This is a genomic window from Proteocatella sp. QWL-06 (genome assembly GCF_058684135.1).
Genome location: NZ_CM178755.1, coordinates 695,998 through 710,774, shown reverse-complemented (window position 1 = coordinate 710,774; position 14,777 = coordinate 695,998). Strand labels below are relative to the sequence as shown.

The window sequence follows — 14,777 nt, the reverse complement described above, 5'->3', positions numbered from 1 at the left end:
ATAACATAACTGCTAAGTCCATCTTAACAGAATAATTAGATTTTTTCAAGGATTCTTGAAACTAATTGAGGACAAAACATGTTAAAAAAAGAAGCCTGATGAAAGCAGATTGTGCTTTCAAAAGACTTCTTTATATTATTATTATTTATTCGACGTTTGACATTGAATTACATCATTCCGCCCATTCCGCCGCCCATTGGCATCATTGGCTCGTTTGATTTAATGTCTACTACTGCGGCTTCTGTTGTAAGGAATGTTCCTGCAACTGATGCGGCATTTTGAAGTGCTGATCTTGTAACCTTTGTAGGGTCGATTATTCCAGCTTCGATCATGTTTACATATTTCTCGTTAAGGGCATCGAATCCCATTCCTTTTCCTGCCTTCTTAACGTTTTCTACGATTACTGCGCCTTCAAGTCCTGCATTTATCGCGATCTGCTTAAGAGGCTCCTGAAGTGCTTTTACGATTATTCTTGCTCCAATTTTTTCTTCTCCGGCAAGCTCATCTACTACTTTTTCAACGTCTGCAAGTATGTTTACAAGGGCTGAGCCTCCTCCTGAAACTATACCTTCTTCAACTGCTGCTCTTGTGGCATTGAGCGCGTCTTCCATTCTGAGCTTTCTTTCCTTGAGTTCTGTCTCTGTAGCTGCTCCGACTTCGATTACTGCTACTCCGCCCGAAAGCTTTGCAAGTCTCTCCTGAAGCTTTTCTCTGTCAAAGTCTGAAGTAGTCTCTTCCATCTGTCTCTTGATGAGAGACACTCTGTCTTCGATGGCTTTTTTGTCTCCTGCTCCATTTACGATCACTGTGTTCTCTTTTGTTATTTTGATGCTTGATGCTCTTCCCAGCATTGAAAGCTCTGCTTCCTTGAGATCAAGCCCTACTTCTTCTGATATTACCTGTCCGCCAGTAAGAACTGCGATGTCCTCGAGCATTGCCTTTCTTCTGTCTCCGAATCCAGGTGCCTTAACCGCAACTACCTCAAATGTTCCTCTGAGCTTGTTGACTACAAGCGTTGCAAGAGCTTCACTCTCTACGTCTTCTGCTATTATGAGAAGCTTTCTTCCCTGCTGAACGATCTGCTCTAGCACTGGAAGTATTTCCTGTATGTTGTTTATCTTCTTGTCTGTGATAAGGATCAGCGGCTCCTGAAGGTTTGCTTCCATTTTTTCCATGTCTGTTGCCATGTATGATGAAAGGTATCCTCTGTCAAACTGCATTCCTTCTACTACCTCAAGCGTAGTGTTCATTGATTTTGATTCTTCTATAGTGATTACTCCGTCCTTGCCGACTTTTTCCATGGCATCGGCGATGAGCTTTCCTACTTCTTCATCTCCAGCTGAGATTGCTGCTACCTGTGATATGGAGTCCTTGCTCTCGATTGTCCTTGAATCGTCTTTAAGGGCTCTTACAGCTGCCTCTACTGCCTTGTTGATACCTTTTCTCAGAAGTACAGGATTTGAGCCTGCTGCTACGTTTCTGAGGCCTTCTCTGATTATTGCCTGTGCAAGCACTGTAGCTGTAGTAGTTCCGTCTCCGGCTACGTCGTTTGTCTTTGTAGCTACTTCCTTTACTATCTGAGCTCCCATATTCTCGAATGCATCTTCAAGCTCGATTTCCTTGGCTATTGTAACTCCGTCGTTTGTTATCAGCGGTGTTCCGAATTTTTTATCGAGTATTACGTTTCTTCCTTTTGGTCCAAGTGTTACCTTTACTGTGTCAGCAAGCTTGTTGACACCGATTTCCAGTGATTTTCTTGCGTCTTCTGAGTATTTGATTTCTTTTGCCATGATACGATTCCTCCAATTATTTATTCTACTATTCCTAAAATGTCATTTTGTCTTACTATTATATATTCTTCTCCATCCAGCTTTACCTCTGTTCCGGCATATTTTGAGAAGATAACTCTGTCTCCGGCTTTTACTTCCATCTTGATCTCTTTGCCATCCACCATTCCACCTGGTCCAACTTCGATTACTTCAGCCATCTGAGGTTGCTCTTTTGCACTACCTGTAAGAATGATGCCGCTCTTTGTTTTTTCTTCAGCTTCTACCATTTTAATTACAACTCTGTCTGCTAAAGGTTTGATTTTCATATTTTCCTCCTAAATTACCAATGAAATAGTCTCTGTTAGCACTCTATCACAAAGAGTGCTAACAGGTATACATATATATTAAAACTTTTTTGATTTTTTTTCAATACCTTTTTTACAATTTTTTTATTTTTTGCCGCATATCCTCTCTGCGAAATCCTTTGCCCTTGACTCAATGTCCTCTACTTCGAATATGCTGCCTCTGTCATTTGCTATCGCTGAAACTGTGAAATCCGGGGGAAGCTGAAATGTCTTGTTCATATTGAGCGCCCTGATTAGCTGTGTAGCTATGGCTTCTGTTCCTGAGCTGCCTGAAACTATTACTGCGTAGAGCTTTTTGTCATAGAATTTCATATGCCTGAATATCGCCGTAAGCCGGTTTACCATCGCTGCAAGGTTTGCTCCGAGAGCGTCGTTGTAGTTTGGACACAGCATGACAAGTATATCTGCCTGTATTATCTCCGGGTAAACCTCCTCGACCATTATTCCGCCATAGTAGCAGCTCTTCTGCTTGGCAAAATGCTTGCATATGGTGTAGCTGCAGCCTTCGCAGTCCTTTACCTCTCCGTTTGGGATGTATATCTCTCTTATGTCTGCTGATTCTGGAAGGTGCTGCTTTACCATATTCCAGAGATAGAGCGTATTTGAACCTTCTTCGCTGGCATGCACCGCAAGTATTCTTGGTTCTGATATGCATCCGCCTGATACCTCAAAGGATCTCAGGCGGCGCGCAAGGTCTGCAGTTTCACTCAGGCAGCTTTCTTCAAGAGTGCATCCGCTTCGCTTTACTGAACTGATGTAGTTTCTGAGGCCATGCGGGGCTTCGACCATGGGTCTTCCCGGAAAGCTCATTCCCATTGAATTCAGCCTGAAAACAAGCATGCTTGCCGCGGTTTTGGTATAAATCTCTTCTTTTGAATGTATCAGAACAGCTCCTGATGTATCTGAGAGCTGATTCCCGGCTGCGCTTTTGTATATGCGGTGGAGCACCTTCTCTGTGTCGAGGTTTATTCCAAGTTCTTCGAGCTGCACTGCAAAAAGAAATTTCTTTCCTTTCAGGTCCCCTGCCTGCGAAAAATCCGTTCTTATGACTTTGTCAAACTCACTCGTGAATTCGTCTGTCATCTTTTCCAGAAACTGTGAAGGGTTTCCCAGAGTGCATAGATAGATTGTTTCTTCCATATCATCTTCCCATATTCTTCAGGCTTGTGTGTGTTTCCTTTATCTTTTCAAAAAGCTCGTCGCTCAGGACATTTCTTTCTATCTCAAGTCCGTTTTGCGTGTATCTGTTCTTGATTCCAAAAAACGCATTGTCTATGAACACGCAGCTGTAATGATACTTGCCGCGGATCCTCGAAAGTATTGCTATGGCTCCTGATGAGAGCGCAGGTGCTATATATGGCTTGAATCCAAGCTCCCTTACCATAAGATTGCATTTTACAGTCTTTTCTGTGAGCAGCTCTGATTTTTCTCTGTTGTAGTTAACGATGCTGTCTGCTATTACCAGCCCGTTTCCGTGAGGACCGAATGCCCTTCCTTCTTCGCTGAAGTACTGGATGTTTTTTTCCATGCCTGCGAAATATTTTGCCCTGGCATACATGACGCCAAGCCCGAATCCCTCGATCTGCTCCGGCAGAAGTCCGCTGTAATCGAAGGCGTCCATGTCGTTTTTGTTGCTGATGTCATATACCGCCTTGCACAGAAGGTCTACCGGATCTGAAACGACCGCAAACACGCCTTTGAAGCTTTTCTCTCTGGCCATCTTCGCATATCTTGATATTATCTCGCGATTCGACTCATACTGTATCATCCTGACATCCCTTACCTCCTCACCGACTGCAGGAACCTTTGCCGATGCGCAGAATATGAACATGTCGCAGTCCATCAGATTTTCTCTTTTTACTGACTTCACTACTGGATATCCTCTGCTCAGAAGGCTGTCCTCTTCGATTGAGCATATCTGGTTCATCTCCATCTCATATCGCTTTACCACGTTCTCACGGTTTGAGAATATCCCTATCTCGGATATGACATCTCCTCCAAGCAGCTTGAGACCGATAAGCAGGTTTGAGCCTACGTCTCCAAGCCCGGCTATATTTACTCTCCATTTTCTGTCCAGAGGTTTTTCAAGAAAAAGCTTTCTGAGCGGATGAGCTATGTTGAGGTACTGCACTCTTCCCTGTGATATCATATCTCTTATCCACTGCGGAAGCTCAGCTGCCCGCTCTGACATGCCTTCTTTTTTTCTTATTATCTCGATGTCATCCCCATCTTCAAATATCATTTCCGGATCGGTTATTGCATAGCTGACTCTTTTTCCTGCATCAGTCCTGTGAAGATAATAAAGCTTTTTAGAGCTGTCTTTTTCAAGCCCCTCTTTTATTTCAGCCTCATCTGCCTCTTCAAATCTGACTTCCCTGTCAAAGCTGAATGCATAATTTCCTTCTTTTGTGTAGTAATACATGTTAACCTCCATTATCTGTAAATAATATTTTTAAGTCTTTTCAGTTTTTCGAGATCATTCCTCAGGTATTCTGACGGTTTGAGATCAAGGTCATAGTCAATGCATTTTCCCTGGTCTGGCTTTCTTGGCTTCTGGAATACCTCTCCTATCTTTTTGAGATTGAAGCTGCTCTCGTTTATATGCTGATACTCTGATTCTATTGTTTCAAATATCCTTATCGCATTTTTTATGCAGGTTTCCGAAAGCGTATATATGTTCTCCGGGTCGGTATTTCTTACGAATCCCGGGGATGCATATGGAAGTATGAAGTTTATCGAAGGAAGTATATATTCGTCAGAGCTTCCTTCTCTGTATACATAATCTCCTCCCATGAATGGATACAGCGAGTTCTCGTTGAACCAGTTCTTGAGGTTTGGAAGGAAATAGATGTATTCCACGTCTCTTTCCTGTATGTCCATAAGCTCCTTTCCCTGTCCCGAAAGTATCGCCACTACGATCTGCTTTATCTCTATGTCAGCCTCCCGAAAAAGAGGATCGAGCGCTTTTATCCTGTGACCCTTATGGAGGATATCATCAATCAGTATGACCGGCTTTCTGAATGAGGACAGGACCTTGATCTGGTTTCTTATGTCCATATAGTTTGGGAATTCCCTGAAATCGAAGTCCATAAGAGAAGGCGTGAATGTCTTTTCCGTATGGAGCGATTTTGTAACGGTGTTTGGAACGAGGGCTCCGTTGAGAGTCGCTCCGTAAGGAACGCACATGTTTTTTCCAAGCTGCCTTGGGACTTTTATGTCATAGCCTACCTCGTTTATATCGCAGACTTTTTTTATGAGCTTTCCATAGGTGACGCTCCTGTCAAATGACAGCACGAGCTCTCCTCTGTAGAGCCTTGCGAGCGCTCTCTGGAGATTTTCTCTCGTCCTGTATATTTCCTTCTTTATCCTGGAATTGCTCCTGAAAGGCTCCTTGAGCATGCTCCTGAGATCCAGATTGAGTACAATAGGCTTTGCCATGTTTACACACTGCACCGTATTTTGAATATCCGCGCCTTCTATATATTCAAATCCCTGAAGCTCGAATATTTTGCGACATTCCTGCTGATTAACCGGTATGAAGTTTTTGAATATGCAGTAGGTGTAGTCTTTTTCAAGCGCAATAGCAAGGGTTTCAGTCAGGAGTATCTGGTATATGTTGTTGATGGATGAGCTCTCGTTTACGCACATGCCGTTTATATATGATATTCTTCCGAGCGAATTCTGCCTTATATAGTCACTTATCTTCTTGTCTCTGAACTCAGAGTAATACTGGGTGCTCCTCAGCCAGCTGCTCGTCGTGAAGCCGAGTATGTCATCATTTTTCTCGTCCCTGATGACTACTGCCCTGAGGTTTTCATATCCTGAAAGCGAGGCTGCTATTTCAGATATCTGTTCATCGCTCATGGTGCCTTTATCTAAACAGCTCTCAATCAGAGTTTTTATCTTCTGCTGCGAGCAGTCATCGATAACCTCTGTCCTGAGGGTCATGTTGGAGAAATAACGCTTGAACATCGGCTCTTTCCTGTAGAGGGCATAGCGATATATGAACTTCTGCGCGAGAGGGTCTATAAGCTCGGATATGTCCTGCTCTTCATCTATGCTGTCTCTTATCTGAGTGGAGCTTATGTCCTCATACTGAGGCGGAAGACTCAGTATCTCCACATTCCCCTTTATCATCTCTGTTTTCTTGCTGAGAAGCAGGAGTTCCTCTTCTTCACTGAGGCCTCCAGAATTTCTCCTGTGAAATATTATATGGTCATATTTAAGGATTTCATGATTTTCATCTGAGCTGTAGCTGCTTGCATTGAGGATGACGTCACTTCCCACTACAATGCTCACCTTTTTGGGCTCGAATATGCTGCTCAGATTTCTCAGGTTTTCTTCATTTGAAAGATTTACCTGAACGTCCTCAGGAAGCAGGTATATGTTTGGCTCTTCAGCTACAGATACCTTTATTATATTTCTTCTTATATTGTTCGGCTGGGTCTTCTTTGACCATGAAAATTCGTCCACGGCAAGGAATACGTCATATCCCATGTCCCTTATGGCTCTTGCTATCTCCTTGTGCCCAAGCGAGAATGGATCGAATGTTCCCGGGAAAAAAGCTATACTTCTCTCGTTTCCGCGCTTCATCTCCCCGTAGAGGAATTCATAGTCTGATATGAATCTGTATATGGAGTTAAGCGATGCGGCGTTTCGGATGTAGAGATCCCTTCTCTCATTCCTGTTTTTGAGCATATTGAGTATCTTCTTGTCTACGAGGCGGTATACCTTGTATTTCTGCCCAAGCGTAAGGTTTTTCGAAGAGAATATGTTTCCTGCGATAATCTTGAGCGCCTCATGGCTAAGGTACCTGTCAAAGCTGTAGAGACCTACGAGAAGTATTCCTACCATCTTTTCAAGGCGCCTGCTGTATCTTGCGGGGTCCGCATCAAGCTCATATCCGTTCGAGATATAGCTCTCTATCGCGTATCCTGCTGCAACGAGTATCAGCCATGCCACCTGCACGCTGGCAGTCTTTACCTTGTAGTAGAAGTCCTCGAGTATCTCGTCAAATTCTCCCGGCTCCTGATATATCATTATCTTTCCTATATATTCAGGGATGTATTTGGTGAACTGAAGGTCCTGCATCTCAAGGGCTCTTATGAGCTCTATGCAGGCCTCATTTTTTTCCTGGCGCTCGAGCAGATGAAATATCGAGAGCATGGCTTTTCCCGAATGATTCCTGACGCTCTCTGCAGAGCTTACCTTGAGCAGATTGCAGAAATGCATTACTGTCTGAAGGTTGTTGGTTGTCCTTCCTGTAAGCGTGAGATCCACAAGCAGGTCTATGTTTGATTTCTTCTCTATCCAGCTCGTGGCGCTCTTGAGATTTCTGAGATATATGTCTGATATCTCCTCTTTTGTCATTTCGTCCGCTTCAAATATATGGCAGGTTTTTTTCGCACTTATGCCGCTTTTTTCGCATATATAGCTTACGAGCCTGTATTTTATGAAGTCCACCGTCTTGTTGCCGCTCTTTTGCGTGTTTTTTATTACAAAATCTGCGAGGTCCTGATAGCACTCAGACTTTCTGTCAAGATTTCTGAGCACCACATGAATGCTCTTGGTTATGGACATGTTTATGTCTGCAGACTCGGAGCTGTACATCTGCTTCATGAATGACACGAGCGTATGCGGGGTCTTGAGTTTTTTAACCGGGATATACTTTATAAGCTGTGAAAGCATTGCCATAGCAGGCTGAGTGAGTGAGCTCCCCGGCTCCATGGCTTTTCTGTATATTTTTTCGAGCACATCATAGTATTCCTGGGTCTTGTCTGAGCCATTTTCAAATATGCTCGATACAAAATTTCTGGTATTTATCTCAAGCCAGCGCTTCTGCTTTTCGGTGAGCTTGTGGTCCTTGTATATGAAATATTCGATATATTTTTCAAAGAGGCTTATAGCCTTTATTTCCTGGATATCATATGTGACGTCCTGCGGAATCTCTTTTCTGTATTCCTGATCGAAATTCGCGATCAGAAGCCCTATTATCTTTGCCGCCTGATTTCTTACGTCTTCTTCCTTGTAGAGGAGCAGCTCCTTGAGCATGTTCATTATGAAAGTCTTCTGCAGCTGGCTCGTATATATATAGTATTCTTCAAAGGTGCTGAGGTATTCTCTGAGTTTTTTCCAGTTTTTTTCGCCGCTCAGATCAACAAGCATCTCATTGAAGGATTTTGCCGCGGAGAACCTGTTGAGTATGTTTATATTGTACTCTATGGCCTTGTATTTGAAGCTCTCTGCTATCCTGCTGCCATATGCGAGGCTCAGGTCCGGCCTTGCCACCTGCTTGTTTCTCTGAGCCTGCTCAAAGCCTTCGTTTGTAAGCGTTGTATCTATGCAGTTTTCGATCATGAAGTTTTTGAAATCCCTGAGCTTTGCGTATACTTTTCTGTATCTGCGCTCCTTGGCTTCGTCCACATTGTCCAGCTTGTCGAGGATTACCTGAAAGGATTCCGAAAGTGGATATATGTACATGGAGCCGTTTCTGTTTTTTACCCTGAAGTCTGAATATATGAGGACAAGGCATTCTGCAGGAAGGTTTTCAAGCTCGAGATCCCAGGTAGAGTGATTGGCAGCAACGTTTGCGATGTATGGCATGTTTCTTTCCCTGAACCAGATATCCGTGTAATAGTAGTGAAGATATGGAACCCGCTTCTCCTCATTCTTTCGGCATCCGAATTTGCCTATGTCGTGCCCTGCGGCGGCGGCAATTACTGTTGCCACATCGACAGGAAGCCCTGCTTCTCTGAGCTGCCTGGCCGTATATGCCGCTACGTTGCTGACTCCTGATATATGGTCAAGCGTGGAGTAGCCTTTTATCTCCTGATTGAGCTTCATCATCTCGTATATATATTCTTCTTCATAGTGCTTTATGAATCTGTGATATTCATGGTTTTTTTCCAGCGCTGAGGCTTCCTGCTCCGTCAGGAGCTCTATGGGATTTTTTATGTAGAACTCATCCGAGCCGGTTTCTTTTTCCAGTTTAAGCCACTGCCTGTAAAACTCAAGAAATATTCTCACTTCCCGGTTTTTTTCATCTGAAAGCTCTGTATTTATGGATTTTGGGAAGGAAAGTGAAAGTACATATTCGTATGCATATTCAACAAAGCTGTGGCTGTCATCGCAGTTTGTGTATCTCCTGACTGCGGCTGCAAGCTTTTGGGCTCTGAAATCCTTTCTGGCTATGAGCTTTCGCAGACCCGCTCTGAGCGCATCATCGCTTTCTGGATCAGCGCCGTCGATGTGTCCTGAGACTGCGCTGAGATATTTCTGGACTGCGATATCGATGTCTGCCGTGCTGCTTTTGGGATTCATAATAATTCACTTCCTCTCTTTTTCTTCCGCTGTTCTTATAATTCAATTTTAGCACATGCATAATGTAAATAAAAGCAAAAAGAAAGATGATTCCAGTTACGGACCCATCTTTCCTGTTATTTAGCTATACTAATGTTTTTCCAAGCTCAAGAGCCTTGATGTTTATTTCAACGAATGCAGGTTTAACGTTTTCCCTGATTATATTATCCCAGTTTATGTGCTCAAGCTGCATTGATTTTATTATGGTACCAAGAAGTATAATATTCATAACCTTTGAATTTCCAAGCTCTTCAGCCTTCTGTGATGCATCCACCACTATCGTCCTTACCTTTGACTCGAGTGTTTCGATGACATTGCCCGGATAATCGAATTTGCCTGAAAGTATAGGCATGGATTCTATCTCGAAGTTGTTCACTACAACGAGTCCTGATGGTTTTAGATATTCAAGGGCTCTGATTGCCTCCATCTTTTCAAATGCCACTATTACATCTGCTGTTCCAAGCTCTATTACAGGAGACTCTACTCTGTCTCCGTATCTTACCTGTGATGAAACGTTTCCGCCTCTCTGAGACATTCCGTGGATCTCGCTCATCTTAACGTCATAGCCTTCCTGCATGAGGCCTGTAGTGAGAAGCTTGCTTGCAAGTATTGTACCTTGTCCTCCGACTCCAACAAGTAGTATATTCTTTGTCATATTATTTACCTGCCTTTCCTATAGCCTGTTTTGGACATACCTGTACACATACTCCACATCCTACGCACTGATCTTTGTTGATTGTGGATTTCTTTGTTTCCTTGTTGAAGGATATTGCCGGACATCCAGTCTTTATGCACATTCTGCAGCCTATGCACTTGTCATGGTCTATCTCGCACTTCTCAGTGAATGCTCCTGCGAATTCTTTTTTGTCCACATCTGTGAATTTCTTGAGCGCGCATGGCCATCTTGTTATTATAACTGATGACTCTTCAAGTCCGAGCGCCCAGTCAAATGCTTCCTTCATTTCCTTTAGATCATTTGGGTTTACTGTTCTTACGTTGTCCACTCCGCAGGCTCTCACAAGCGGCTCGATCTCAACTATCTTTGTAGCTTCTCCCTGAAGCGTATATCCAGAACCAGGGTTTTCCTGATGCCCTGTCATTCCAGTTATTCTGTTGTCCAGGATTACGTTGATCGAGTTGGATTTGTTGTATACCACGTTCAGAAGGCCATTGATCGCAGTGTGGAAGAACGTAGAGTCTCCTACTACTGAAACCACTCTCTTGTCATTGTCTTCTTTCATGTTGAACACCTGCTGAGCGCCGTGTCCTGAGCCAAATGCTCCTCCCATGCACACGTTGAAGTCCATCGCATTGTATGGAGGTGCGAATCCGAGCGTATAGCATCCTATGTCTCCTGCTATAACGACATTTTTTCTCTTTCCAAGCTCGTAGAAGAATCCTCTGTGAGGGCATCCCGCGCATAGAGTCGGCGGTCTCGGCACTGCAAGAGATCTGTCATATTCAACGGTCTCCGGCTCTATCCCAAATACAGCTTTTCTTATAACTTCAGGAGTCATCTCTCCGCAGAATGGGAACAGATTCTTGCCAAGGCAGTCAAATCCAAGTCTTCTTACTTCGTCTTCGATGTATGGGTCATTCTCTTCTATTACATATATCTTGTCCATTCCCTGGCAGAACTGTGTTATCTTCTTGTCTGGAAGAGGATTTGTGAATCCAAGCTTGAGGTATGATACTGTATCTCCAAATACCTCTCTTGCATATGTGTAGCATCCTCCTGAGGTTATAACTCCGGTTCTTACGTTGTTATCCACAATGAAGTTGAGCTCTGTTTCATTTGAGAATTCCTTAAGGGCTATCATTCTCTCTTCTACCGTAAGTCTCATCATTCTTGAGTGAGCCGGAACGGTTATGTTCTTCTGTACGTTCTTTACGTATTCCTTTATGCCGACTTCGGTTCTTTCTCCACAGTCAACTATTCCTTTTGAGTGACATACTCTCGTAGTCATTCTGAAAAGGAGCGGTGAATCATATTTTTCACTGATTTCGTATGCGGCTATCATCATGTCCTTTGATTCCTGGCTGTCTGCTGGCTCAAGCATAGGTATCTTTGCATGCTTTGCAAAATTTCTGTTGTCCTGCTCGTTCTGGGATGAGTGCTGTCCTGGTTCATCTGCTGAAATCAGTACCATTCCTCCGTTTACGCCCATATAAGCATATGTAAATAGCGGGTCTGCGGCTACGTTTACCCCAACGTGCTTCATCGCTGCAAGAGTCCTCGCTCCTGCTATGGATCCTCCGATTGCTGCCTCGAGAGCTACTTTTTCATTCGTTGCCCACTCTGCAAGTATATCATCCTTGTATAGTGCTACGTTTTCGAGTATCTCTGTGCTTGGAGTTCCCGGATATGCCGATGCATATTTTACGCCAGCTTCGTATGCACCTCTTGCTACAGCTTCATTTCCTGTCATTAACTGTTTCATAGTATATCTCCTTTGAATTTTATTTTACTGCTGATGCTGAAATCGCCAGTGATAAATATTTTTCCTGAGTCGATGCTCCTCTTGATGTGAGAACTATCGGTACCTGAGCTCCGACTATGAAACCTGCCATCTTTGCGTTTGCAGCATATATAAGAGATTTTCCAAGTATATTTCCTGCGGTGATATTTGGCACTACCATGATGTCGGCATCTCCTGCCACTTTGCTCTCGTATCCCTTTATCTGCGCGGATTCTTTGCTCCATGCAAGATCATATGATATTGGGCCTTCCACTATGCAGTTTTTTATATCCCCTTCTCTGTTCATCTGTCTGAGCATGTCAGCATCAATGGTTTCGGGCATCTTTGGATTTACGTTTTCGACAGCCGAAAGCACTGCCACCTTAGGGCATTCATAGCCTATGTTGTTGAATACCTCAACCGCATTTTCTATTATCTGCTTTTTTTCATGAAGATCAGGATACATCATCATTCCGCCGTCAGTAACTGCCAGCAGCTTGTGATATGTCGCAACTTCGTGCATTGCTATGTGAGACATTATCTTGCCTTTTGAAAGTCCCTTTTCCTTGTTTACCACTGCTTTTAAAAGATCTGCAGTCTGAAGCTTGCCCTTCATTATGAAGTCGGCCTTGCCTTCTTTTATGAGCTCTATGGTTTTTTCTGCTGACTCTTTGTCGCTCTGAGTATCATATATCTCATAGGCGTCTGCGTCTGAGCCCAGCTCTTCAAGAAGCTGCCGGATCTGCTCTTTGTATCCAACAAGCACTGGTGTTGCAATATTGTCCCTGTCAGCCAGTATGAGCGCTTCGAGCGCATGAGAATCATGAGCCGCTGCAACTGCCACTCTTTTCTTCTTCCCATTGCTCTGAACGTGCCTGATCAGTTCTTCAAAGGTTTTAAACTCCATGCTTTACCTCCTTTTTATTTTTCACTAAAATTATAACATATATTTTCTTTTAATATCAACATTGTTAATTTATCTCTCAGCGATCAGCTCTCTGTTGTTCCAGATGTACTCCACTCCTGAGTAGAGCGTAAGTGCCACGCATACATACATCATGATGTCTCCGAATGGCATACTTAGAAGAAGCATTATTATCGCAAGCATCTGGGTTACGGTCTTTATCTTTCCTCCGCCTGATGCTGCGATCACCTTGCCGTTTGTAGCTGCGATGGCTCTTATTATTGAAATCGCATATTCTCTCGTTATTATTATTATTACAAGCCAAGCCTCCGCTCTTCCTGCCTGTATCAGGAAGAGCAGCGCTGCGGCTACGAGGACTTTGTCAGCAAGTGGATCCATGAATTTTCCAAAATCGGTCACGAGATTGTGCTTTCTCGCAAGATATCCATCCAGAAAATCCGTGAATGAGGCTACTGCAAATATTATGGTGCTGATTATCATCACGGACTGCTGTTTTTCATAGTATGCCGCGGCAAGAAAAAATGGTACTAATATAAATCTGAGTACAGTAAGCTTGTTTGGCGTATTCATTTTATATCAACTCCCCTGTAAGGTCATATTCAAGTGCTTCGGTTATATTTACATTTACAAACTGGCCCTTTTTAAGGTCTTCCTGCGTCTTTACGAACACGAGTCCGTCGATCTCCATCATGTCTCTGTATGAACGTCCTTCATAGAGCCCGTCCTCAACCTTTTCGTCTATCATTACTTCCAGAGTACTTCCAACGAAGGTCTTGTTCTTTTCGTATGATATTCCTTGCTGGATTTCCATAAGGCGGTTCTTTCTTTCCTGCTTGATATCTTCGTCTATCTGGCCTTCGAGAATTGCAGCGGGAGTATCTTCTTCTCTTGAGTATGCGAACACTCCGAGCCTGTCGAATTTGACTTCCTTCACGAATTCGCAAAGCTCATCGAACTGCTCCTGTGTTTCTGTAGGGAATCCTACGATTATAGACGTCCTTATAGACGCCTCTGGTATCTCTTTTCTTATCCTGTCTATGTTTTCCTTTATCTGCTGCTTGCTGGTTTTTCTATTCATAAGCTTTAGTATTGCATCATTTGCATGCTGAACTGGCATGTCAAAATAAGGAAGCACCTTTTCGCATTCCTTTACTGCTTTTACGAACTCCGCATCCACATCTTCCGGATATGAATAAAGTATCCTTATCCATTTGAGGCCTTCTATCTCGTTAAGCTCTCTCATCAGGTCGCTTATCGCTTTTTTCCCATATATGTCCAGTCCGTATTTGGTTGTATCCTGAGCTATAACTATGAGCTCCTTTACCCCGTTTTTCGCAAGCTGACGTGCTTCCTTGAGGATGTCCTCCTGCCTTCTGCTCCTGTACTTCCCTCTCAGCTTCGGGATTATGCAGTATGTGCAGTGATTGTCGCAGCCTTCCGCTATCTTGATGTATGCGCTGAAGGTGTCTGTAAGAAGCGATCTGGGGATTTCTTCGGCTATATGCTTGTCTATGTCTGTTATCAGGCTGCTTCTTATTCCGCCCTTTAGCTCCTCTATCTTTTCAAGGATCATGTCAAAGCTCGTAGTTCCCAGCACTATGTCTATCTCCGGAATTTCGCTCAGAAGCTCATCTGAATATCTCTGTGCGAGGCATCCTGTCACTATGAGGTATTTGAGGTTTCCTCTTTCCTTATACTGGGCAAGCTCGAGTATCTCGTTTATTGATTCTTCCTTTGCCGCTTCAATGAATCCGCAGGTATTGACTATTGCGATGTCTGCATCCATTATGCTTCCTGTCTGTAAATAATCGTTCTTTACGAGCGTACCAAGCATCATTTCTGAGTCTACGAGGTTTTTTGCGCATCCAAGCGTTGATATAAATATCTTTTCCATATATCT

Annotated in this window: 10 protein-coding genes; all 10 read right to left on the bottom strand. The window is 43.5% G+C overall.

The features are described from left to right. Positions 1 to 167: 167 nt before the first annotated feature. Positions 168 to 1,790 carry a chaperonin GroEL gene (groL, locus tag AC4PGZ_RS03400; protein ID WP_492159642.1) on the bottom strand — a complete coding sequence of 541 codons (1,623 nt, stop codon included), beginning with the start codon at positions 1,788 to 1,790 and terminating at the stop codon, positions 168 to 170. Positions 1,791 to 1,810: 20 nt separating this feature from the next. Further along, entirely contained in the window at positions 1,811 to 2,095 is a 285-nt protein-coding gene (locus AC4PGZ_RS03395; protein ID WP_492159641.1) for a co-chaperone GroES, read from the bottom strand. A 123-nt stretch (positions 2,096 to 2,218) separates the two neighbouring features. Continuing rightward, positions 2,219 to 3,274: a flavodoxin family protein gene (locus AC4PGZ_RS03390; RefSeq protein WP_492159640.1), complete on the bottom strand. Its 1,056-nt coding sequence runs from the start codon at positions 3,272 to 3,274 to the stop codon at positions 2,219 to 2,221. 1 nt (position 3,275) lies between these two features. Further along, positions 3,276 to 4,556, bottom strand: a complete 1,281-nt coding sequence (locus AC4PGZ_RS03385; protein ID WP_492159639.1) for a lactate/malate family dehydrogenase — start codon at positions 4,554 to 4,556, stop codon at positions 3,276 to 3,278. Between the two features lie 11 nt (positions 4,557 to 4,567). Next, on the bottom strand, positions 4,568 to 9,454 hold the full coding sequence (locus AC4PGZ_RS03380) for a cytidyltransferase (protein ID WP_492159638.1): 4,887 nt from the start codon (positions 9,452 to 9,454) through the stop codon (positions 4,568 to 4,570). A 124-nt stretch (positions 9,455 to 9,578) separates the two neighbouring features. Beyond that, positions 9,579 to 10,148, bottom strand: coding sequence for an indolepyruvate oxidoreductase subunit beta (locus AC4PGZ_RS03375; RefSeq protein ID WP_492159637.1), 570 nt, complete (start codon positions 10,146 to 10,148; stop codon positions 9,579 to 9,581). Between the two features lies 1 nt (position 10,149). After that, positions 10,150 to 11,934 carry an indolepyruvate ferredoxin oxidoreductase subunit alpha gene (iorA, locus tag AC4PGZ_RS03370; RefSeq protein ID WP_492159636.1) on the bottom strand — a complete coding sequence of 595 codons (1,785 nt, stop codon included), beginning with the start codon at positions 11,932 to 11,934 and terminating at the stop codon, positions 10,150 to 10,152. Positions 11,935 to 11,953: 19 nt separating this feature from the next. Beyond that, a complete protein-coding gene (locus AC4PGZ_RS03365) occupies positions 11,954 to 12,859 on the bottom strand; it encodes a bifunctional enoyl-CoA hydratase/phosphate acetyltransferase (protein ID WP_492159635.1) in 906 nt (301 codons plus the stop codon). Positions 12,860 to 12,928: 69 nt separating this feature from the next. Continuing rightward, positions 12,929 to 13,447 carry a CDP-diacylglycerol--glycerol-3-phosphate 3-phosphatidyltransferase gene (gene pgsA, locus AC4PGZ_RS03360; RefSeq protein ID WP_492159634.1) on the bottom strand — a complete coding sequence of 173 codons (519 nt, stop codon included), beginning with the start codon at positions 13,445 to 13,447 and terminating at the stop codon, positions 12,929 to 12,931. A gap of 1 nt (position 13,448) precedes the next feature. Next, a complete protein-coding gene (rimO, locus tag AC4PGZ_RS03355) occupies positions 13,449 to 14,771 on the bottom strand; it encodes a 30S ribosomal protein S12 methylthiotransferase RimO (RefSeq protein ID WP_492159633.1) in 1,323 nt (440 codons plus the stop codon). Positions 14,772 to 14,777: the final 6 nt, after the last annotated feature.